This window comes from Ruegeria sp. BC7 (assembly GCF_056539165.1).
Genome location: NZ_JBQFUL010000010.1, coordinates 25,823 through 46,983 on the forward strand (window position 1 = coordinate 25,823; position 21,161 = coordinate 46,983).

The window sequence follows — 21,161 nt, forward strand, 5'->3', positions numbered from 1 at the left end:
TATCAGGTCAGACTATCCAACAGAGCCTTGGCCGCGGCCTGCTCTGCCTGCCGCTTTGATCCTGCTGTGGCCTGCGCCTCAGTCCCGTCCTGCAGTCTGGCCGCGATAGTGAAAACCGGCGCATGGTCGGGGCCGCTGCGCTTGACCTCGACATAGGACGGGGGCTTTTGCCCGCGCGCCTGCGCCCATTCCTGAAGCGCGGTTTTCGCGTCGCGGGCGTCCGCCTCGACATTGTGAATCCGGTCGCCCCAAAGTCGCAGGATCACGCCCGCCGCAGCCTCAAAACCGGCGTCACGGTATATGGCCGCAATGACCGCTTCCATCGCATCGCCCAACAGCGCTTGCTTGCGGCGCCCGCCTGACAACATTTCGGACCGGCCCAGTTTCAGCACAGCCCCCAGATCAATCTGGCGTGCCACATCAGCGCATGCTTCTTTGCGCACAAGCGCATTGAAACGGGGCGCAAGCTGCCCTTCGGATGCCTTTTTATCGGCCTCAAGCAACGCCGTGGCCATCACAAGGCCCAAGACCCGGTCACCCAGAAACTCCAAACGCTGGTTGTCGGGGCGGGTCGACGACGACACCGACCCATGCGTCAGGGCACGCACCAGCAATTCGGGGTTTGAAAACTCATACCCCAAACGCTGCTGGAAAGCCTTTATGTCAGCCGAGAGCTTCAATTCACCGCCTTAAAGAACCGATCCCCGCGCCAGGTCCAGAAGAACAGCATCGAACGCCCTGCAGACGAGAACATGATCCGATCAGCGCGACCGATCAGGTCTTCGTAGGGGACATATCCCACTCCGCCAGCCGATTGCGGCAAACGGCTGTCGCTCGAGTTGTCGCGGTTGTCACCCATAAAGAAGTAATGGCCTTCGGGCACGGTATAGATGCCGGTATTGTCCGATCCCTGATTGCCGATATTCAGGACGTCATAGGACACCCCGTTTGGCAGAGTTTCGATCACGCGAGATTTTTCACACAGGCCGCCATAACCGACAGGTCCGTTTTCACACCGGGGGCGCAACCCTTGCGACCCCTGCGGCGCGGACACTTCGGTAAAGACTCCGTCGGGCTGCTGCGGAACCGGGGTGCCATTAAGGATAATCTGACCCTGACGCACCTGAATGCGATCCCCCGGTAGCCCGATCAAACGCTTGATATAGTCACGACCCGTCGCTGGATGGCGGAAAACGATGACATCGCCGCGCTCGGGCTCTCCCTCCCAAATCCGCGAGCTGTCGTCGCCCTGCATCCAGCCGCAAATATCCTTGGCATCAATATTCAGCCCAAAGCTGGGGATGATAAGGCTGGGACATGAAGCATAAGAATACCCGTAGGCCATCTTGTTGACGAACAGGAAATCCCCGATCAGCAGCGTCTGCTTCATCGACCCGGAGGGAATCCAGAAAGGCTGAAAGAACAGCGTGCGGAAAACGCCTGCGATCAGCAATGCGTAGACGATGGTTTTGATCGTCTCCCACACCGAATTTCCGGTTTTGACGTCCTCGGCCATACTGCTCTCCGGTCCTTGATTTGTTGGGGTGCTACATGCGGGGCGAGGCCCGGTTAGTCAAGGCCGGACGGCGCCTTCGTGAAGCTGTCGCGCCTCAATCACCACGAAAGCCTGCGCCCAGGGATGATCATCTGTCAGCGTAACATGGATGATCGCTTCGTGGCCTTCGGGTGTCATTTCGCGTAGACGCTCAGCGGCCCAACCGGTCACATGCATGACGGGCTGACCTGTGCGAAGATTGGTAACGGACATGTCTTTCCACGCGATCCCCATGCGCAGACCAGTGCCCAGCGCCTTGGAACACGCCTCTTTCGCGGCCCAGCGCTTGGCGTAGGTTCCGGCGGTATCCGCGCGGTTTTCGGCTTTGCGCTGTTCGATTTCTGTGAAAACCCGATTGCGGAAACGATCACCGAACCGATCCAGCGTACCCTGAATCCGTTCAATATTCGCAAGGTCTGTGCCAATACCGAGGATCACGTCACACCTCCAGAACAACAGAGCCCATCTTCCGCCCTGCTTCTACCATTTCATGAGCCGCTGCTGCTTCCGACAGCCCGCCGCCAGACACAACCGCATGGCTGAGCGCATTTTGCTCCAGCCATTGACCAAGCTGCGCTTCGCCCCGGCGTCGCGACGCGGCATCCATCTGATAGACGATCAGCATGTGCAGGCGGATATTCTTGAACATAAAGCCATAAAAATCCAACTCTGGCCGCATCTGAGAAGCCGACGCATAGCTTGCTATCGTCCCGCAGGGGCGGATCAACGACAAAGACGCGCTCTGATTGGCGGCGAAATCCACCTCAACAATGCGGTCCACGCCTTGACCGTTGGTCATATCCATAACGGTCTCGGTCACATCCTGCGCGCGATAATTCACCCATTCATCCGCACCGGAATGTGCGGCCTTTTCGTCAGAACTGACTGTAGTGATAACACGCGCGCCGCCCAGAGCCGCCATTTGGCAGGCATACCTGCCAACGGTCCCTGCACCACCGGTAACCAGAACCGTTTTCCCGGTTATCGGACCGTCGCAATAAAGCGCATACCAAGCAGTCATGGCCGGTATCCCGAAACAAGCGCCTTCGGCAAAGCTGGTGGTTTCAGGCAGGTAGACCGCCTGTTCGGATGGCAGGGCGATGTATTCTGCACCTGTGCCAAAAGCACGCTGCCACTGCCCATTCCAAATCCAGACTCTTTCACCAACCCGAGCGGTGTCCACACCGTCGCCCACTGCTTCGATCACGCCAGCCCCATCGGAATGAGGGATGACGACGGAGTATTGCATGGCAGCCCCCGGCCGAGCGCCGCCCCGCAGTTTTACGTCGGACGGGTTGATGCCGCTTGCGCGAACGCGCACCAGCACCTCGCCCGGTCCGGGCTTGGGATCAGGCATATCAACCAGTTCCAGAACCTCTGATGCGGGTCCAAACTTTCGGTAGGTAATTGCTTTCACGCCGGTACATGTCCCGTTCTGATTGACAGAGTTTTGTCGATGGCCAGGTTCTTCAAGTCTTTTGCTTCCTTCTGCCCAGCGCCCTGAGCTCCGCTTTCGTGGCCAGCCAGAAAATCACGCTGTTTGAGAAAAACGCCCAGATCGTTAGCCATGCCATCAACTCTACAATTTGGCCACTGCGGTGCCAAAAGCGGAAAAGGAACATGTCCACCGGACCGATCCCGGACAGGGCCAACAGAAAATAAGCCACGTAGTTGACGAAAAAGAAGAACAACGTTGCCGCAACCGCAAACTGAAGGATTTCGATCATACGCGGCATACGCTGCGCGGATCGTGCTGTCGCACGCCCGGCAATGGCCGCCGCAAGAATAGCTGACAAATACGGAATGCCCACATTCGTCAGGTCTATTCCGGTCAGAACAAGCAACACGACGATCGAAATTTGCAGCAAAAACCGGATCACGACCAACCAGATCGCATAGTGCCACAAGTTGATAGTTTTCAACGCCTTGCCTTCCCTGAACAGGCTACGGGTTTACGCGGGCTTCATCCATCAGCCTGCGCATTTCCTGAATGGCGGGGGTGAGGCCCAGAAAGATTGCCTCGCCGATCAGAAAATGACCGATGTTCAACTCTCGAACCTCGGGAAACTCTGCCACGGGCTTCACGGTCTCATAGGTCAGCCCATGACCCGCGTGAACTTCTAGGCCCAGCGAGTGTGCAAAGGCGGACATCTCACGCAGGGATTCAAGTTCCCGGTTGGCTTCGTCAAAGTGCCCCTCGGCAAAGGCATCGCAATAAGCGCCGGTGTGCAGTTCGATCACCTCTGCCCCAATGCGATGAGCCGCTTCGATCTGGCGCTGGTCAGCCGCGATGAAGATCGAAACCCGGCACCCCGCCTCACGCAACGGCGCGATGAAATGGGCCAGCTTGTTTTCCTCGCGCGCGACCTCTAGCCCGCCCTCGGTGGTGCGTTCCTCGCGCTTTTCGGGAACGATACAGACAGCGTGCGGTTTATGGCGCAGAGCAATTTTCTGCATCTCAGGCGTCGCCGCCATCTCAAAGTTCAGCGGCACCGACAAGACGTCCATCAGCGCTTCGATGTCTGCGTCCAGAATGTGACGGCGATCCTCACGCAAATGAGCGGTGATGCCGTCAGCACCGGCCTCTTCCGCCAGCTTCGCAGCCCGCATCGGGTCAGGGTACGCTCCACCACGCGCGTTCCGAATGGTCGCAACGTGGTCGATATTCACACCCAAACGCAGATGGTTTTCAGACATCGCTTGATTCCTTTCCCGAATTTTTGCCCGAGCCTAGTGGGTTTGTAACGGGAACGGCAGCCCCGGACTCGGCCAAACGTTTGATTTCATCAAACTTCGCCTTGATCTTGTCTCGGCGGCGCTGCTGGTAAGTGCGTATCAGGGGAAGGCTGAGGTAGTAACAGATCGCGGCGGCAAGCAGACCGGGCAGAATACCTCCGACCAGATAAGGATAAAACACTTCGCGATAAAAGACGCCAAGACCATGCCAATCCGCGACCCGATCTGTGAACATGGCGATCAGGTTGTCCTTTAAGTCCCGCAGGGCGTTGGCGAATTTCCTCATCAGCCCTTGCGTATCGCCTTCCTGGAACTCTGTTCCCAGCAAGAAATGCCCTGTCTGCAGGCACACCACCCCAATCGGAACGTAGGTCAGCGGATTGCCAAAGAACGTCCCGCTGAGCGCGGCCAGAATATTGCCATTGATCAGACGCGCGCACACCGCGGCCACGACAAAGTGGAGTCCGTAAAACGGGGTGAACGCAGCAAAGACCCCTGCCCCGATACCACGCGCAATACGCTCAGGCGAATCCGGCAGACGACGCACGCGGTGTTTGACGTAGTGAAAAGCGCGGGTCCATCCACCACGAGGATAGACGAATTCTGATGCGATCTGGACAGGCGAGCGTCGATCTCGGCGCTTGAATACCACTCCTGATCACCCCTTCTTAGCCAGCCGCCACAGCGGTTTTGGTCCTGTCTCTGTAACGTTCGACCGCGGCCACGTCGCTTTCGGCCTCAAGCATCAGCATAAGCGAATGCAGCTGTTCCAGGTCGCGCAGTTCGACATTGATCAGCAGGCGGTAAAAATCCGGTTTGCGGTCGACAAATTCCAAGTTTGAAATATTGGCCTTTTTCTCGCCAATCAATGTGCAAATACGCCCCAGTACCCCGGCATCATTTCCAATGGTCAGATCAAGGGTCGCGCCATATACAGCCGGGTGCGTTCCGGTATGCCAGTGCAGATCGACCCAACGGTCAGGCTCGCCCTCAAACTCGGTCAGGCGGTCACAATCGATGGCGTGGACCACCACGCCTTTCCCGCGATAGGTAATGCCCACAATCCGCTCGCCCGGCAGCGGCTGACAGCACGACGCGCGGTCGAACTTCTGCCCGGGTTCCAGACCGATCACGGCACGGCGCAGCGGGATCGCGTCGCCGTCATCCTGAGTCAGTTCCGGGTAGACCGCGCTGACCACATCATGGGCGGTCAGTTCCGCGCTTCCGAGCCGCGCCAGCAACTCGTGCCGGTCCTTCAGACGAAGATGCTTGGCGGCCGTATCCAGCGCCTTGTCGGTCGCTTTGCGTCCGACGTGATCAAAGCCGGATCGCGCCAACTCTTTGCCCAACTTGATGAACCGTTCGCGATCTACTTCGCGCAAGGCACGGCGAATGGCGGTTCGGGCCTTTCCGGTCACCGCAATCTCAAGCCATGTGACCTGCGGTGTTTGCCCGTCGGCGGTGATGATATCCACCGATTGCCCGTTCTTGATCCGGGTCCACAACGGAACCCTGATGCCATCCACTTTGGCCCCAACGCAGGCGGACCCGATCCGGGTGTGGATCGCATAGGCAAAGTCGATCGGCGTGGCCCCGCGTGGCAGCTTGACCACATCGCCCTTGGGCGTGAAGCAGAACACCTGGTCGGAATACATCTCCAACTTGACCGCTTCGAGGAAGTCTTCGTGATCCTCCTCGCTGTCAAACTGTTCGGTCAGGTTGGCGATCCATTTCGCCGGATCGACAGCAAATGGGTTTTCCGAGCGGACACCGTCGCGATAAGACCAATGCGCCGCTACACCTGTTTCAGCCACATCATGCATCTGGCGGGTACGGATCTGAACCTCGACCCGCTTACCGTCGCGCCCGGACACGGTTGTGTGGATCGAGCGGTACCCGTTCGATTTCGGCTGGCTGATGTAATCCTTGAACCGTCCCGGCACGGCGCGCCACCGCTGGTGAATTGCCCCCAGCGTCCGGTAACAATCTTCCTCGGTCTGGGTGATGATGCGGAACCCATAGATATCAGACAGGCGCGAGAAGCCCTGATCCTTTTCCTGCATCTTGCGCCAGATCGAGTAGGGTTTCTTGGCGCGACCGAACACCTCGGCTTCGATCCCGGCCTTTTCCAGCTCGCGCCGCATGTCGCCCGTGATGCGGTGAATCACGTCACCGGTTTCACGCTGCAATGTGATGAAACGGCGAATAATCGACTGGCGGCCTTCAGGGTTCAGAACGCGGAATGCGAGGTCTTCCAACTCCTCACGCATCCACTGCATCCCCATGCGGCCCGCAAGCGGCGCGTAGATATCCATCGTCTCGCGCGCTTTGACGACCTGCTTTTCCGGGCGCATCGCCTTGATCGTGCGCATATTGTGCAGACGGTCGGCGAGCTTCACCAGGATAACCCGCAGGTCCTTGGACATCGCCATGAACAGTTTGCGGAAGTTTTCAGCCTGTTTGGTTTCGCGGCTTGAAAGCTGCAGGTTCGTCAGCTTGGTGACACCGTCCACCAGTTTGGCGACCTCATCGCCGAAAAGGTCGAACACCTTCCCATAATTGGCCTTGGTGTCCTCGATCGTGTCGTGCAGAAGGGCCGTTATGATCGTCGCATCATCCAGACGCTGTTCGGTCAGGATGGCAGCAACGGCAACGGGATGGGTAAAGTAAGGCTCTCCCGAATGGCGGAACTGGCCTTCATGCATCTGCATGCCGAACTCGTAAGCTCGGGCGATGCGGTCTGCATTTGTCTTGGGGTTGTAGTTGCGGACCAGCGCAATCAGATCATCAGCAGAAATCATCCGGTCCGCACCTTCGTTCGAGGGGATTACCCCTGGCCTTGAGCCTCCATCAGAGCGCGCAACAGCTTTTCTTCGGACATGTCATCGTCCGCAGGCTTATCGGTTTCCGCACCCATCAGCAGAGCCATCTGGTCTTCTTCCGGCTCGTCAACCTCGATCTGGGTCTGGTTGGCTTCGATCAGGCGCTCACGCAGCTCGTCCGCGCTTTGGGTTTCATCTGCGATCTCGCGCAGCGAAACGACCGGGTTCTTGTCGTTGTCGCGGTCCACGGTGATCGGGCCACCAGCGGAAATCTCGCGCGCACGATGGGCGGCAAGCATCACCAGCTCGAACCGGTTTGGCACTTTGTCTACGCAGTCTTCAACCGTCACGCGGGCCATAGGGCGCTCTCCGTTACTGAGTCCATGTCAGGAAGAAGTTTATCTAAGCGCGAATCTCCGCCTTGACAAGCAGGAAATGCTGCAAATGCACCGATCACAACGGGGTTACTGCGGCAACTTCTTCGGCGGGAAGGTCCGCAAGCATTTCCGCTGTGGTTCGACCCAACACCGGATGACGCCAATCCGGGGCGACATCCGCCATTGGAACCAGCACAAAAGCCCTGTCCTGAAGACGTGGATGCGGCAGGATCAACTGATCCGGTGCCTGTTGCCTTTGATCCTTGGCTGACAAAGTGCGCCAGCGCTCGAATTCCGCAAAATCCGGCAGGATGGCGTCGTCGAAACAGACCAGGTCCAGATCCAAGGTCCGCATGCCCCACCGCTGAATCCGCTCGCGGCCAAACTCGTGTTCGACCTCATGCAGCATATGCAGCAATTCGGACGGCGACTGGTCAGTCTCAAGCATTGCCGCTGCGTTTACGTAATCCGGCCCTGCACCGGCGGGAAAGCAGGGCGTTGCGAATAAGCGGCTGACAGCGCGAATCACCACATCGTGACGCGAAACTGCGTCAAGTGCCTTTTCAAGTGTCACCTTGGGTCCATGATCCCTCAAATTGAGATTTGCGCCCAGTGCGATCACCGCTTTTGACCTGATTTTACCCATCCTACTCCCTATATTCGGCGAATTGCATACTTGCGATACACGGTAAATGCCCTAATTATAGGCGTATCAGCGCGCCGCTCATTTTCTAAACTCACTCACGTAACATCCGGCGCTCTGGTTTGTACCGGAAGGAACTATTTATGTTTTATAAAGACGAACGGCTAGCGCTGTTCATCGACGGCTCGAATCTTTATGCGGCCGCGAAAGCACTGGGGTTTGATATCGACTACAAACTGCTGCGGCAGGAGTTTATGCGCCGCGGTAAAATGCTCAGAGCTTTCTACTACACAGCGCTTCTGGAAAACGACGAGTATTCGCCGATCCGTCCTTTGGTTGACTGGCTGCATTACAACGGCTTCACCATGGTGACGAAACCGGCAAAAGAATACACCGACAGCATGGGGCGTCGGAAAGTCAAAGGAAACATGGACATTGAGCTGACCGTGGATGCCATGGAACTGGCGCCGCGCGTGGATCATATCGTGCTGTTCTCGGGCGATGGGGATTTCCGCCCGCTGATTGCCAGCCTGCAACGTCAGGGCGTGCGTGTTTCTGTCGTCTCGACCATTCGCAGCCAGCCGCCGATGATCTCGGACGAACTACGCCGCCAGGCGGACAACTTCATCGAACTGGAGGACCTGCGCGACGTGATCGGCCGCCCTCCGCGTGAAGTTCCGATGGAACCGCGCAGTGTCGCGGCCAGCGGGCAATAGCACCGGTTCACTCGGTACCGGGAAGGAAATCAGCGCGGTCAGGATGAACACCTGACCGCGCTTCTTTAACTAGAAACAGGTGCTGAAACACCTAACCGTTACCACTGATTCATGTCAGTTCAATGACGCAGTCCTGTCTGGACCAAGGCCGGGAAAAGACTTACCTGTGGCCTCAAGGAGACCGTGACATGAACAAGCCCCCCCTTACCCTGTACCTAGCCGCACCGCGCGGGTTCTGCGCCGGCGTCGACCGGGCGATCAAGATCGTCGAGATGGCGCTGCAGAAATGGGGCGCTCCGGTCTATGTGCGCCACGAGATCGTGCACAACAAGTTTGTCGTCGACGGGCTGCGCGACAAAGGGGCTGTTTTTGTCGAGGAACTGGACGAATGTCCCGACGACCGGCCAGTGATTTTCTCGGCCCACGGCGTGCCAAAGGCCGTCCCGGAAACCGCTGCTCGACGCGAGATGATCTATGTAGACGCGACCTGTCCCTTGGTGTCCAAGGTCCATGTCGAAGCGCAGCGCCACGCGGACGCGGGCCTTCAGATGATCATGATCGGGCACAAGGGCCACCCTGAAACGGTTGGCACAATGGGGCAACTGCCCGTAGGCGAAGTCCTGTTGGTCGAAACGGTCGAAGATGTTGCAACGGTTCAAGTGCGCGACCCTGAAAAGCTGGCTTTTGTAACACAGACAACCCTTTCAGTGGACGATACCAAAGACATCATCGCCGCGCTTGAGGACAGGTTTCCGTCTATTGTCGGCCCCCACAAAGAAGACATCTGCTACGCCACGACCAACCGGCAGGAAGCGGTCAAGGCTGTCGCGCCAAAATCGGACGCCTTGCTGGTGGTTGGCGCACCCAATTCGTCCAATTCACGGCGTCTGGTCGAAGTCGCCTCGCGCGCCGGATGTGACTATGCCCAGCTTGTACAGCGCGCAACCGATATCGACTGGCGCGCGCTGGAGGGGATCTCGAGCATCGCCATCACCGCAGGCGCATCAGCCCCCGAGGTGCTGGTGAACGAGGTGATTGACGCCTTCCGCGATCACTATGACGTAACGGTCGAGATGGTGGAAACGGCCGTCGAAAACGTCGAGTTCAAGGTCCCACGCGTGCTGCGGGAACCCGCATGAGCGGCATACCACGCGCGCCCCTGTTTCTTGGATTGGCTGGCCTCATCCCATTCGTCTGGGGCGCTCTGACCTATCTGAACGGTGATCTGAACGACTGGGGCAAAGAGGCGCTGGGGCCTCGGTTTGTTGGGCCATATGTCCAGTTGTTTTACGGCTCTGTCATCCTGAGCTTCATGTCAGGCGTTTTGTGGGGATTCGCGACCAAGACGTCCGGCAGCAAGGCAGCAACCTGTTACACGCTCTCTGTCCTGCCTGCGCTATGGGCATTCTTCAAGACAGGCGGCGGCCCGGTCAGCGCTGGAACAAGCCTGATGTACGGATTTGCCGGGTTGCTTTTATTGGATGCCGTGTTTTCATACTGGCGACTGACCCCGGTCTGGTGGATGCGGTTGCGCATGTTGCTGACGGCCGTTGTCTTGGCCTGCCTTGCCATCGGAGTGTATTTGTGACCGATAAAAAAACAATCGACGCCTACACCGCCCGTGTCGCCGAATACCTGAGCATCCCTCTGCCGCCAGAACAGATCGAAGCGCGCATGGCCTTTGCCGAAGCGGTTGCCGACGGCGGGTATGTTCTGGACCTCGGCTCTGGTCCCGGTTCAGACAGTGCGTTCCTACAGCGCGAAGGGCTGCGGGTTCGGGCGCTGGACGCAACACAGGCCTTTGTCGATCACGCTCGGGAAAATGGCATAGATGCGCATCTTGGTACGTTCGACAACGTGACCGAGGTTGCCGAGTATGACGGCATCTATGCCAGTTTTTCGCTTTTGCACGCCCCGCGCGAAGATTTCCCACGTCATTTGACAGCGATCCACCGCGCTTTGAAGCCTCAGGGTGTTTTCTTCCTTGGCCTGAAACTCGGCACGGGGGAACATCGCGACGATCTGGATCGGTTCTATACGTATTTTTCGCAGACCGAGATCGAAGCAGCCCTTGCAACCGCCGGATTTACCATCGACCAGATCACCACTGGCGTCGGAGCGGGGCTGGCCGGGTCTTACGACGGTTTCATTCTGGTGCTCGCCCATGCCTGAACTGTTTGCCTATACAGACGGGGCTTGTTCCGGCAATCCCGGCCCCGGAGGGTGGGGTGTGTTGCTACGCGCGATGGATGGCGACACCGTTCTGAAAGAACGCGAGCTGAGCGGCGGAGAGGCCGAAACCACCAACAACCGCATGGAACTGCTGGCCGCGATCAGCGCGCTGGAAACACTGGAACGGGCCTCGAATATCACGGTCGTAACAGACAGCGCCTATGTAAAGAACGGCGTGACCGGCTGGATTTTCGGGTGGAAGCGCAATGGCTGGAAAACGTCAAACAAAAAGCCGGTCAAGAATGTCGATCTGTGGCAACGGTTGGATGAAGCGCAGGCCCGCCACGATGTGACGTGGGAATGGGTCAAAGGACATGCCGGTCACCCCGAGAACGAAAAGGCAGATGAACTGGCCCGTGCTGGCATGGCGCCGTTCAAGCCGAAAAAGGAAAAGGCGTGAGCGGTCTGGCGCTGCTCGACTATGCCTCGGTCTTTGTGTTTGCGTTGACGGGCGCTTTGGTTGCAAGCCGGGCGCAGTTGGATTTGGTCGGCTTTGCGTTCATTGCCTGCCTGACCGCGGTTGGCGGCGGCACAGTGCGCGATCTGCTGCTGGACCGGCACCCTGTTTTCTGGGTTGGGCAGCCCAACTATATCCTGATCGCGACCGGTGCTGCCGCGCTGGTGTTCTTCACGGCACACCTTGTCGAAAGCCGGTATAACTGGCTGGTCTGGCTGGACAGCTTTGCCCTGTCCATCGCCGTTGCCGCTGGAACGGCTGCCGCTTTGTCACTGGGTCATTCCGGCATTATCGTCGTTTTGATGGGGATCATCACAGGTTGCCTCGGCGGGTTGATGCGCGACGTGGTTTGCAATGAGGTCCCGTTGGTCCTGAAACAGGGCGAGCTTTACGTGTCTTGCGCCTTTGCCGGCGCTCTGACGGCTGTGCTTGCAACCCGTTTTGGGCTCGATACCCTCGCAGCGCTTGCCGCTTGTGCGCTTGTCTGTTGGGCTCTCAGAGCTGGATCGTTACTGTTTGGCTGGCGATTGCCCGTCTACAAAAGCCGGCCACCGCGTCATTAGCTACGAAGCTTGGGCAAAGTATCGTGTGTTGGTCCGACAGCGGCCAAGCAGATCAGCGGCGCAGATATTTTTGCCAGATCCAGATCACCAGCAATGCGCCCAGAACGGCACCAACGAAACCAGACAGCCAGCCGGCAACGGTTATCAATGCGCGCAGAAGAAACCCGCCGACCAGTGCGCCGACGATGCCAATAAGCATCGTCGTTGGAATGTCAGCCTCGATCCGCATCAGACGTGTGGCCAGAAACCCTGCGGCCGCGCCGATCACAATCAGAGCGATTACAGGCATGTCATTTCCTCCAATGCGTCGGCACGATGATCAGCGCACCGACGGATGAGATCACAGCATTCAAGCCAGGCGCCCCAAAGCTGATGCCGAACATGATGCGGACAAAATAGAACAGAAAAGCCCCACCGACGCATATTATGATGGACGGCACGTAACCGTTATGCGTGAAACCGGTTTTCTCTGACAGGTATCCCACGATCCCGGCGATCACGACTGTGCCCATCAGGATCATGAACATGCGGCTTTACTCCGATTGAAAAAGCGTGCCGGTCGGGATTGGCCAGCCGCGCAGGAACGTTTCTGTATCCTGCGCGCCTTTGCCCGCCCTTTGCAAGCGCAGGAGTTTCACGGCCCCTTCTCCGCAGGCGACACACAGCGCGTCGTCCAGAACCTGACCGGGGGTGCCCTGCGCCTGGGAGAGACAAGAGGCCAGCAGTTTGACCCGCTCGCCTTCAACCAAGGTCCATGCGCCGGGAAAGGGTGACAATCCGCGTATCTGGCGATCGACCTCAACCGCTGGGCGGGTCCAGTCGATGCGTGCCTCGGATTTGTCGATCTTGGTGGCATAAGTCACGCTATCATCGGGCTGGTTCACCGGAGTCAGCTCTGGCAGTCTGGCCAGCGCCTGTACGATCAGCTCCGCGCCCATCTCAGAAAGCCGGTCATGAAGTTGGTCGGTCGTTTCCCGCTCTCCTATATCGGTGGCCTTTCGCAGCAAGACAGGGCCGGTGTCCAGCCCTGCCTCCATCTGCATGATACAGATACCAGTCTGAGCATCGCCCGCCATGATCGCACGGTGAATCGGCGCGGCACCTCGCCAGCGGGGTAGCAGGCTGGCGTGGATGTTCAGGCACCCATGTCGCGGCGCATCCAGAATAGGCTGAGGCAACAGCAAGCCATATGCCACGACGACCGCCACGTCAGCCTGCAGGGCAGCGAAAGCGGATTGTTCTTCCTCGGACTTCAAGGAAACAGGGTGGCGCACGGTCAGGCCCAACGCCTCGGCCCGTGCATGAACCGGTGTCGGGCGGTCTTTCTTACCCCGCCCCGCCGGGCGCGGCGGCTGACAGTATACAGCGGCAATCTCGTGCCCGGCCTCAACCAGCGCGTCCAAAACCGGCACCGAGAATTCGGGCGTTCCCATGAAAATTATGCGCATGATCTGCTCCAAGGCTTGGGTGGTGCCGGGCTAAAGCCCAGCCTACGCGAGTTTCTTTGCTTTGCGCAGCAGTATGTCGCGTTTGACCTTGCTGAGCCGGTCGAAATACATCTTTCCGTTCAGATGGTCGATCTGGTGCTGCACGCTTGTGGCCTCGATCCCGACAAAGTCGCGACGGTCAATCATGCCCTGTTCGTTCAGAAACTTGACCGTCACCGCACGCGGCCGTTTCACCTTGGCCGAGACACCGGGCAGGTTTGGGCTGGCCTCATCATGTTCACGCATCTCGACCGAGCTGTGCAGAATCTCGGGGTTCGCCAATCGCACGGCCCGACCCCGCTCGGTCGAGCCATCCACGACGGCCAGTTGCAGCATCACCCCGATCTGAGGACCCGCTAGACCCACGCCGGGCATCGCCTCCATCGTATCCACCATGTCATCCCAGATCGTGCGAATATCGTCGGTGATCTCGGTCACGGCCTCGGCCTTGGTGCGCAGGCGTTTGTCGGGCCATGGCAGACAGGTACGAACGGTCATGCGCGGGCCTTTTCACGCTTTAGCTTTTGCATCTTGCGCGTGATCATCTGGCGCTTGAGCGGCTTGAGATAGTCGATGAACAGCTTGCCGTTCAAATGGTCGATCTCGTGCTGCACGCAGGTCGCCCAGAGGTCATCGAAGGTTTCCTGCTGCGCGTTGCCATCGCGGTCGATCCACGCGACCTCAACGACTTTGGGTCGGGTCACTTCGGCGTATTGCTCGGGGATCGAAAGGCAGCCTTCCTCATAGACGTTGGTTTCGTCCGAGGATGCGATGATCTCGGGGTTGAACATAATCAGCGGGCGCGGTGTCTCGCCCTCTTCCTTGACGCAGTCCATCACGATCAGCCGATCCAACACACCGATCTGCGGCGCGGCCAGCCCGATGCCGGGGGCGTCATACATGGTTTCCAACATGTCATCGGCCAGTTGACGCAGCTCGTCCGACAGGTCGGTCACAGGGGCACAGACCTTTTTCAGGCGAGGGTCGGGATGGATAAGAATTGAGCGTTTCATGAGGTTGATTTAGGCCATCACACGCCCCACCGCAACGCCCCCCTTGCACCTGTCAAAATTGTAGCTAGCTTTCCAGCGGACAGATGGAGAAGACATGACTTTCAACGACCTGATCGACCGCCGGGGCACTCACAGTTCAAAATGGGACAAGATGGAGCAACTCTACGGCGTGTCGCCGCAGGACGGGCTGGCGATGTGGACGGCAGATTCCGATTATCCCAGCGCGCCCTGCGTCATTGAGGCCGTTCGCAAGGCCGCAGAACACGGCGTTTTCGGCTACTCGTGGGCGCACCCTGACTATCTGGCCTCGGTCCAGTGGTGGATGAAGAACCGTCATGGGTGGGACATCGACACAGACTGGGTTCTGACCTCGCAAGGTCTGGGCAACGCGATCGCACTGTGTCTGGATGTGTGGACCGAGCCGGGGGACGGCGTGGTCATATTCACGCCGGTCTATCATGAGTTCGCCCACAAGGTGAACAAAACCGGCCGCCGCGTGGTGGAATGCCCGTTGGTACGAGAGGGCGACAGTTACACCATTGATTTGGACGACGCGCAGTCGCGCCTGGACGGGTCGGAAAAGATGCTTCTCTGGTGCTCACCGCAGAACCCGTCTGGCCGGGTCTGGACTGCGGATGAGCTGCGCGCCGTGGCAGCTTTTGCCGAACGCAACGGGCTTGTGCTGGTTTCCGATGAGATTCACCATGATCTGGTCTATCCCGGCAGCACCTTTGTCCCGATGGACGTGGCCGCACCCGATGCGCGCCCATGGACGGTGACCCTGACAGCAGCCTCCAAGACGTTCAATATTGCTGGTCAACGCACAGGCAACATGATCATTCCTGACCCAAAACTGCGCGCAGCGATGGTCCATCGTCTCAACACACTGGACTATGGGCCCAGCGCTTTGGGCGTGGCTATGATCATGGCGGCCTATTCGCCCGAGGGTGCCGCATGGGTCGACGAACAGATCGCGCATCTGGACGGCAACCGCAAACTGTTCGACGCGACGATCGCGGACATTCCCGGCCTTTGGTCCATGCCACTTCAGGCGACCTATTTGGCTTGGGTCGATTTTTCGGGCACTGGGATGGATCACGATGAGTTCATCCACCGCCTTAGAAATGGCGCGCGGATTGCAACGTCCTCCGGACCCGGTTTCGGCACAGGCGGGGAAACGTTCGAGCGGTTCAACCTAGCCACCCAACGCAGCCGCATCGAAGAGGCTTGCACCCGATTGAAACTGGCGTTTGCAGACTTGCAGTAGACCTATGCCCAACGGTAACCCCGTTGGGCAGCCACTCAGCCCTTGTGCCCCAAAAGCGCGATGGGCGCGTCAGGATCGCGATAAAAATCCAGCGGAGCCTTGTCAGCCGCGGCAGTGCTGCGCTTGAACTCATAGCGCATTTCGCCTGCTTCGTCCTGATCCGCAATGATCAGACATTGATACAGGTGGTTTGCGCCATCGTAGATATCGACAAGCCCGCGTAACCGAGGCGTAGTTTCGGCCTCGACCGTGAAACCGTCTTTCCACAATCTCAGAATTTTAAACGTATTGTCGCCAAATTCGACACGCAGTCTGCTGGCTTTCTTGAGCCCCGCGATTCGCGCAGCGTCCAGCTCAGCGCTCATTTCCTTTGAAACATAGGTCGTCATTACAAATTCCCCCCGCAGCGGACTCCTATTGTGCGGACACGAAAGTAAAAATCCAGTAAAGTCCTAATGATAAAATCTTAGGTTTCCTGCCTGTTGCATGAAATCCCAGTCCGATCTGTGCACATGTGCAGACGGTCTGCGCGTTCCGTCGGATGGGAACGATGAAGGCGGCCCCCTATGTTTGGAAAATCGAAATGCGGAGGAACACAGCATGGGCCTGTTGGTCGAGGGCAAATGGCACGACACCTGGTATGACACCGAATCCACGGGTGGCGCGTTCAAGCGCAGCGCGGCTCAGTTTCGCAACTGGTTGACTGCAGATGGCAGCGCAGGTCCGTCGGGCAAAGGCGGCTTCAAGGCGGAACCGGCTCGGTACCACCTGTACGTCAGCTATGCCTGCCCGTGGGCGCATCGCACATTGATCTTCCGAGAGTTGAAGGGACTAAGCGACCTTGTCACGGTGTCAGTGGTTCACCCCGATATGCTGGACAAAGGCTGGACATTCGTAAGGGACAACGACGGCGCAACTGGGGACAACCTCTATGGACTGGACTTTGCTCACCAAGTCTACACCAAGGCTGACCCAGGCTATTCGGGTCGTGTGACCGTGCCAATCCTTTGGGACAAACAGCTAGAAACCATTGTCTCGAACGAAAGCTCTGAAATTATCCGCATGTTCAACTCGGCCTTTAACGGGATCACGGGAAACACCGACGATTACTGGCCAGAGGCAATGCGCGACGACATCGAAGAGGTGAACGCGCGCGTCTATTCCGACGTTAACAACGGCGTCTACAAGTCGGGCTTTGCCACGACCCAAGCAGCCTATGACGCCGCTGTAGCGCCGCTTTTCGATACATTGGACTGGTTAGAAAATCGCCTGAGCGCAAATCGCTACCTTTTGGGCGACCGGATCACCGAGGCTGACTGGCGGCTGTTCACAACATTGATCCGGTTCGACCCGGTCTATCACCTGCACTTCAAATGCAACCGAAGACGGCTGATCGACTATCCGAACCTGTGGGCCTATACCCGCGAGCTATACCAGTGGCCGGGCGTCGCGCCGACGGTGAACATGACCCACATCGTGCGCCACTATCACTACAGTCACGACAGCATAAATCCGCATCGGATTATTCCGGTGAACCCCGTGCTGGATTACATGGAGCCGCACGGTCGCGGTCAGCGACCCGCCGCGTAGTGTTCGACCATCGCCGCCAGATCTTCTGGCGGCGTTGCACTTTGCACATAGGCGCAGGCGTTCGGGCTGTGCGCAAAGATCGACCCATCCGAGAAAAAGGTCGTGTTGGTGACAAATATCACCCGCACACCCGGTCGACGGTAGCTGGCGAAATCAGCAACGGCCAGCGCGCTGCCAGTTTCCAGAACCAAGTCCAACACGATGATATCGAACTCAGCGCCATAAAGCGCAAGGATCGCGGCCTCTTGCCCGGTCACCAGCGTCACTTCGGCGCCTTGGCGCTGTAGATGCCTTTTCCAGACCCGACCTAGATCAGGGTTACTCTCAACAATCAAAACATTCATTAGCTACAACCTCGGCACAGGGTAGAACGGGTGGTGCCGAACCCTGAACTTTGTGATCACGCTATTTCCTTAACAAAGTGTTAATGGCCTCCATTCACCCCTCAATCACGCGGATTTGCTTGTGTAAGCGGCAAAAATCCGCTTGAAACGCGCCGATACAAGCGATTCCGGCAAGTGTTATGATGGCAACTCAAACTCATACTCTGAACCCGCGCGCGGCGCGTGATCATGGCGGCGGGCTTGACGGGGCCATAGCCACCTACGGTGGGACTCGCGCAGATTGGATTGACCTTTCCACCGGCATCAATCCGCACCCTTACAGCATTGATGGCTTGATCCCGTCCGACTGGACCGACCTTCCCGACCATACCGCTTTTGAACGCTTGACCGCCGCAGCCCGCGACTGTTGGTCTGTGCCCGGTAGTGCCGAAATACTACCATCGCCCGGCGCCTCTGCGGTGATCGCGCGTATCCCCGCACTTGCCCAGACGGGCCGCGTTCACATCACGGCGCCAACGTACAACGAGCACGCAGCCGCATTTGCCGCGCAGGGCTGGACGGTTCAATCCGAAGGTCCGACCGAAGCGCGTGTGATCGTTCACCCAAACAACCCGGACGGGCGCATCTGGTCCGAAGCCGACGCGGACGCCGCCCTGACCATCATCGACGAAAGCTTTTGCGATGTCTGTCCAGAGGCTTCCCTAATCCACATGGCGGCGAAACCCGGCGTGATCGTATTGAAAAGTTTCGGGAAATTCTGGGGGCTCGCCGGGCTGCGCCTGGGATTTGCGATCGGCCGTGCCGACCTAATCAAACAACTCAACGATCTGACCGGGCCTTGGGCCGTCTCCGGCCCCGCCCTCCGGATCGGTGAGCGTGCGCTAAGGGATAAGGGCTGGGCTGACGCGACGCGCGCACGGCTGACGGACGACGCCGACCGCCTGGACCGACTAATCACCTCACGCGGCGCGTCCTTGATAGGCGGCACCACACTGTTCAGACTGTACGAAGTCGACAGCGCCGCCGATTGGCAGGACCGCTTGGCGCAGGCGCATATCTGGAGCCGCGTTTTCCCCTATTCCAAGACCTACCTGCGTCTTGGCCTGCCCCCGGTCAACGGATGGGACAGGCTGGAGGCCGCGCTGTGAGCACCCCCTTTCTGCTGGTCTGCGCGATGTGTCTGGACGCCGCGCTTGGCGAACCCGATTGGCTTTGGTCGCGTCTACGCCACCCGGCAGTCATCACCGGATCGGTCATTCAATGGTTGGACAAACGTCTGAACCAACGAGGGCATCGGCGTCTGAAAGGGGTGGCGGTTGCGCTGCTATTGGTTTGCGGGGCAGTGATCCTGGGGCTAGCGCTGACGTTCCTTGGACCTGTGGCCGAGATCATCGTTTGCGCGATTTTGCTGGCCCAGAAATCATTGGTGTCTCACGTCCGCGATGTAGGGGACGGGCTGCGTATCTCACTGGCCGAGGGCCGTGCTAAGGTTGCCATGATCGTGTCGCGCGACACCCGGGACATGACAGAAGCTCAGGTCGCGCGATCAGCCATTGAAAGTGCGGCCGAAAACCTGAGCGATGGGGTAATTGCGCCCGCCTTCTGGTTTCTAGTCGCTGGGCTACCAGGGCTTCTGGTTTACAAGGCCATCAACACGGCCGATAGCATGATCGGCTATCGCACCGAAGAATACCGTGACTTCGGCTGGGCTTCGGCGCGGTTGGACGACGCGCTGAATCTGATACCGGCCCGCTTGACCTGCGCGATGATCGTGACACTGTCCGGTCAGTGGTCGCGCTGGCCCGAGATGGTGGCCGACGCACAGCGCCATATTTCACCCAACGCGGGGTGGCCCGAGGCTGCTACGGCGCGCGCGCTGAACGTCGCCCTTGCAGGGCCGCGCAGCTATGATGGCCAGCTTCGCGATCTGGCATGGGTAAACGGCGACGCCCCACGGGACATCGGCGCGCCGGAGATTTTCCGCGCATGTGACCTGCTTTGGAGGGTCTGGGGGCTTGCACTGGGCCTCGTGTCAGTGTGGGTTGGTATCAGCTTTGTTTTCTGACGGATTCACCCATGCGCTTGCTTCCCGGTATTCTTGCCGCCGCCCTGTTTGCTTCGCCCGCCTTTAGCCAATGCGGGGGCGGATTCAATAACTTTGTGAATGGCCTAAAGGCCGAGGCGGTCAACAAGGGATTTGACTCTGCAACCGTCAACGGGTTTTTCCAAGGCGTCCATCAGGATGGCGCGGTGCTGAGGGCAGATCGCGCGCAAGGCGTATTTCAGAAACCGTTCATCGAATTCTCCCGCCGTCTGATCTCGCAGAACCGGATTGATCGTGGGCAAGCGATGTCGCGCAAATACGACGCAGTGTTTGACCGAATTGAGCGAGACTATGGCGTGTCTCGGGGCGTATTGCTGGCGTTCTGGGCGTTTGAAACCGACTACGGCGCGGTTCAGGGGGATTTCAACACCCGCAACGCCTTGGTGACACTGGCCCATGATTGCCGCCGGCCCGAGCTGTTCCGGCCGCAGATTTTCGCAGCGCTAAAGCTGTACGATCAGGGCAATTTCGATCCCGCCCGAACGACAGGAGCCTGGGCGGGTGAGATCGGCATGGTTCAGATGCTGCCGCAGGATATTCTGGACAATGGCGTGGACGGCGACGGAGACGGGAAGGTTTCGTTGAAAACATCCGCCCCGGATGCACTGATGTCCGGCGCGAAAATGCTGTCGCACCTTGGGTGGCAACCGGGGCAGCCTTGGCTGCAGGAAGTCACGGTTCCCGCCCAGATGGATTGGTCATTGTCTGGCCCGGGCAAGCCGCGCCCTGTATCGGACTGGCAGGCGATGGGCGTAAAGGCCCGCAGCGGTTCACTGGCCAACCTGCCCGCGTCACTGATCCTGCCACAAGGACACAAGGGACCGGCGTTTCTGGCCTATCCCAATTTCGACGTTTATTTTGAATGGAACCAGAGCTTTGTCTACGTGCTAACCGCCGCCTATTTCGGAACCCGACTGGAAGGTGCGCAAATCTACAACGCTGGGAATCCAGCGCAGGGTTTGACAGACGCGCAGATGAAGCAGCTACAAACCAAGCTGCAAACGCGCGGGCATGATGTTGGCAAAATCGACGGCATTCTGGGTGCCGGAACGCGGGCGGCTGTTCAGGCCGAACAACAGCGGCTGGGGTTACCCGCGGATGCGTGGCCGACGGCGGAGTTGTTGGGGCGGTTGTGAAAGGGTGTCTGGCTTGGGGCCCAATGGGACTTAATTGAATACGCTCGGGCACACGATTTTGAATATCCCAGCAAAGCACCTAACATGATATCAAGATGGGATAGTTTCGGAAACTGGCA

At 58.6% G+C, this 21,161-nt stretch carries 28 protein-coding genes; 11 read left to right on the plus strand and 17 right to left on the minus strand.

What is annotated here, in order from left to right:
- Positions 1–2 precede the first annotated feature (2 nt).
- The 10 genes from rnc to folK form a co-directional block, all read right to left on the minus strand.
- The gene (rnc, locus tag ACR0KS_RS18335; protein ID WP_170567743.1) at positions 3–680 is read right to left on the minus strand and encodes a ribonuclease III; all 678 of its coding nucleotides are present in this window, start codon (positions 678–680) and stop codon (positions 3–5) included.
- A complete protein-coding gene (gene lepB / locus ACR0KS_RS18340) occupies positions 677–1,516 on the minus strand; it encodes a signal peptidase I (RefSeq protein ID WP_170567745.1) in 840 nt (279 codons plus the stop codon). The genes rnc and lepB overlap by 4 nt, the downstream gene beginning before the upstream one ends.
- Positions 1,517–1,573: 57 nt before the next feature.
- Positions 1,574–1,993 (minus strand): holo-ACP synthase, encoded by a 420-nt coding sequence (gene acpS, locus ACR0KS_RS18345; RefSeq protein ID WP_170388243.1) that lies wholly within the window; start codon positions 1,991–1,993, stop codon positions 1,574–1,576.
- A gap of 1 nt (position 1,994) precedes the next feature.
- On the minus strand, positions 1,995–2,972 hold the full coding sequence (locus ACR0KS_RS18350; protein WP_170567747.1) for an NADPH:quinone reductase: 978 nt from the start codon (positions 2,970–2,972) through the stop codon (positions 1,995–1,997).
- A gap of 52 nt (positions 2,973–3,024) precedes the next feature.
- Positions 3,025–3,477: an ABZJ_00895 family protein gene (locus tag ACR0KS_RS18355; RefSeq protein WP_480693293.1), complete on the minus strand. Its 453-nt coding sequence runs from the start codon at positions 3,475–3,477 to the stop codon at positions 3,025–3,027.
- 22 nt (positions 3,478–3,499) lie between these two features.
- Complete coding sequence (locus ACR0KS_RS18360; RefSeq protein ID WP_170567751.1) at positions 3,500–4,252, minus strand: pyridoxine 5'-phosphate synthase; 753 nt, start codon at positions 4,250–4,252, stop codon at positions 3,500–3,502.
- Positions 4,245–4,943, minus strand: a complete 699-nt coding sequence (locus tag ACR0KS_RS18365; protein ID WP_170388234.1) for a DUF2062 domain-containing protein — start codon at positions 4,941–4,943, stop codon at positions 4,245–4,247. The genes ACR0KS_RS18360 and ACR0KS_RS18365 overlap by 8 nt, the downstream gene beginning before the upstream one ends.
- 16 nt (positions 4,944–4,959) lie before the next feature.
- On the minus strand, positions 4,960–7,092 hold the full coding sequence (locus tag ACR0KS_RS18370; RefSeq protein ID WP_170567753.1) for a RelA/SpoT family protein: 2,133 nt from the start codon (positions 7,090–7,092) through the stop codon (positions 4,960–4,962).
- A gap of 26 nt (positions 7,093–7,118) precedes the next feature.
- A complete protein-coding gene (gene rpoZ / locus ACR0KS_RS18375) occupies positions 7,119–7,472 on the minus strand; it encodes a DNA-directed RNA polymerase subunit omega (RefSeq protein WP_142639234.1) in 354 nt (117 codons plus the stop codon).
- A 94-nt stretch (positions 7,473–7,566) separates the two neighbouring features.
- Positions 7,567–8,136 (minus strand): 2-amino-4-hydroxy-6-hydroxymethyldihydropteridine diphosphokinase, encoded by a 570-nt coding sequence (gene folK / locus ACR0KS_RS18380; protein ID WP_170567755.1) that lies wholly within the window; start codon positions 8,134–8,136, stop codon positions 7,567–7,569.
- A gap of 140 nt (positions 8,137–8,276) precedes the next feature.
- On the opposite strand from folK, the gene ACR0KS_RS18385 reads away from it, so the two are divergent.
- The 6 genes from ACR0KS_RS18385 (at position 8,277) to ACR0KS_RS18410 (ending at position 12,101) form a co-directional block, all read left to right on the plus strand.
- Positions 8,277–8,849 carry a LabA-like NYN domain-containing protein gene (locus ACR0KS_RS18385; RefSeq protein WP_170388228.1) on the plus strand — a complete coding sequence of 191 codons (573 nt, stop codon included), beginning with the start codon at positions 8,277–8,279 and terminating at the stop codon, positions 8,847–8,849.
- A 188-nt stretch (positions 8,850–9,037) separates the two neighbouring features.
- Positions 9,038–9,988, plus strand: a complete 951-nt coding sequence (gene ispH / locus ACR0KS_RS18390; RefSeq protein ID WP_170567757.1) for a 4-hydroxy-3-methylbut-2-enyl diphosphate reductase — start codon at positions 9,038–9,040, stop codon at positions 9,986–9,988.
- Complete coding sequence (locus ACR0KS_RS18395; protein WP_170567759.1) at positions 9,985–10,437, plus strand: DUF3429 domain-containing protein; 453 nt, start codon at positions 9,985–9,987, stop codon at positions 10,435–10,437. Before ispH ends, ACR0KS_RS18395 begins: the two co-directional genes overlap by 4 nt.
- A complete protein-coding gene (locus ACR0KS_RS18400) occupies positions 10,434–11,021 on the plus strand; it encodes a class I SAM-dependent DNA methyltransferase (RefSeq protein WP_480693294.1) in 588 nt (195 codons plus the stop codon). Before ACR0KS_RS18395 ends, ACR0KS_RS18400 begins: the two co-directional genes overlap by 4 nt.
- Positions 11,014–11,481 (plus strand): ribonuclease HI, encoded by a 468-nt coding sequence (gene rnhA / locus ACR0KS_RS18405; RefSeq protein WP_170567762.1) that lies wholly within the window; start codon positions 11,014–11,016, stop codon positions 11,479–11,481. Before ACR0KS_RS18400 ends, rnhA begins: the two co-directional genes overlap by 8 nt.
- A complete protein-coding gene (locus ACR0KS_RS18410; RefSeq protein ID WP_170388219.1) occupies positions 11,478–12,101 on the plus strand; it encodes a trimeric intracellular cation channel family protein in 624 nt (207 codons plus the stop codon). The genes rnhA and ACR0KS_RS18410 overlap by 4 nt, the downstream gene beginning before the upstream one ends.
- Positions 12,102–12,153: 52 nt before the next feature.
- On the opposite strand, the gene ACR0KS_RS18415 is transcribed toward ACR0KS_RS18410, so the two are convergent.
- From ACR0KS_RS18415 to def (ACR0KS_RS18435), 5 genes are read right to left on the minus strand one after another with little or no spacing between them, the layout of a single operon-like run.
- Positions 12,154–12,390 (minus strand): GlsB/YeaQ/YmgE family stress response membrane protein, encoded by a 237-nt coding sequence (locus ACR0KS_RS18415; protein ID WP_170413888.1) that lies wholly within the window; start codon positions 12,388–12,390, stop codon positions 12,154–12,156.
- A gap of 1 nt (position 12,391) precedes the next feature.
- Positions 12,392–12,628, minus strand: coding sequence for a hypothetical protein (locus ACR0KS_RS18420; protein ID WP_170567764.1), 237 nt, complete (start codon positions 12,626–12,628; stop codon positions 12,392–12,394).
- 6 nt (positions 12,629–12,634) lie between these two features.
- Positions 12,635–13,549: a methionyl-tRNA formyltransferase gene (fmt, locus tag ACR0KS_RS18425; protein WP_170567766.1), complete on the minus strand. Its 915-nt coding sequence runs from the start codon at positions 13,547–13,549 to the stop codon at positions 12,635–12,637.
- 42 nt (positions 13,550–13,591) lie between these two features.
- Complete coding sequence (gene def / locus ACR0KS_RS18430; protein WP_170567768.1) at positions 13,592–14,086, minus strand: peptide deformylase; 495 nt, start codon at positions 14,084–14,086, stop codon at positions 13,592–13,594.
- Positions 14,083–14,601, minus strand: coding sequence for a peptide deformylase (gene def, locus ACR0KS_RS18435; RefSeq protein ID WP_170388209.1), 519 nt, complete (start codon positions 14,599–14,601; stop codon positions 14,083–14,085). Before def (ACR0KS_RS18435) ends, def (ACR0KS_RS18430) begins: the two co-directional genes overlap by 4 nt.
- A gap of 94 nt (positions 14,602–14,695) precedes the next feature.
- Here def (ACR0KS_RS18435) and ACR0KS_RS18440 point away from each other — a divergent pair, with 94 nt between their 5' ends.
- Positions 14,696–15,868, plus strand: a complete 1,173-nt coding sequence (locus ACR0KS_RS18440) for a MalY/PatB family protein (RefSeq protein WP_170567770.1) — start codon at positions 14,696–14,698, stop codon at positions 15,866–15,868.
- 35 nt (positions 15,869–15,903) lie between these two features.
- On the opposite strand, the gene ACR0KS_RS18445 is transcribed toward ACR0KS_RS18440, so the two are convergent.
- Positions 15,904–16,257 carry a hypothetical protein gene (locus ACR0KS_RS18445; protein WP_170388205.1) on the minus strand — a complete coding sequence of 118 codons (354 nt, stop codon included), beginning with the start codon at positions 16,255–16,257 and terminating at the stop codon, positions 15,904–15,906.
- A gap of 211 nt (positions 16,258–16,468) precedes the next feature.
- Between ACR0KS_RS18445 and ACR0KS_RS18450 the strand changes: the two genes are divergently transcribed.
- Entirely contained in the window at positions 16,469–17,458 is a 990-nt protein-coding gene (locus ACR0KS_RS18450) for a glutathione S-transferase family protein (protein WP_170567771.1), read from the plus strand.
- Here the strand turns inward: ACR0KS_RS18450 and ACR0KS_RS18455 are convergent.
- Entirely contained in the window at positions 17,440–17,802 is a 363-nt protein-coding gene (locus tag ACR0KS_RS18455; RefSeq protein WP_170567773.1) for a response regulator, read from the minus strand. The two genes, ACR0KS_RS18450 and ACR0KS_RS18455, sit on opposite strands and share 19 nt — an antisense overlap.
- Before the next feature lie 179 nt (positions 17,803–17,981).
- Here ACR0KS_RS18455 and ACR0KS_RS18460 point away from each other — a divergent pair, with 179 nt between their 5' ends.
- Genes ACR0KS_RS18460 through ACR0KS_RS18470 form a run of 3 tightly spaced genes read left to right on the plus strand, consistent with a single transcriptional unit; the run spans position 17,982 to position 21,042 of the window.
- Positions 17,982–18,950, plus strand: a complete 969-nt coding sequence (locus tag ACR0KS_RS18460) for a threonine-phosphate decarboxylase (protein ID WP_480693295.1) — start codon at positions 17,982–17,984, stop codon at positions 18,948–18,950.
- Positions 18,947–19,867, plus strand: a complete 921-nt coding sequence (gene cbiB / locus ACR0KS_RS18465) for an adenosylcobinamide-phosphate synthase CbiB (RefSeq protein ID WP_170567775.1) — start codon at positions 18,947–18,949, stop codon at positions 19,865–19,867. The genes ACR0KS_RS18460 and cbiB overlap by 4 nt, the downstream gene beginning before the upstream one ends.
- A gap of 11 nt (positions 19,868–19,878) precedes the next feature.
- The gene (locus ACR0KS_RS18470; RefSeq protein WP_170567777.1) at positions 19,879–21,042 is read left to right on the plus strand and encodes a lytic murein transglycosylase; all 1,164 of its coding nucleotides are present in this window, start codon (positions 19,879–19,881) and stop codon (positions 21,040–21,042) included.
- Positions 21,043–21,161: the final 119 nt, after the last annotated feature.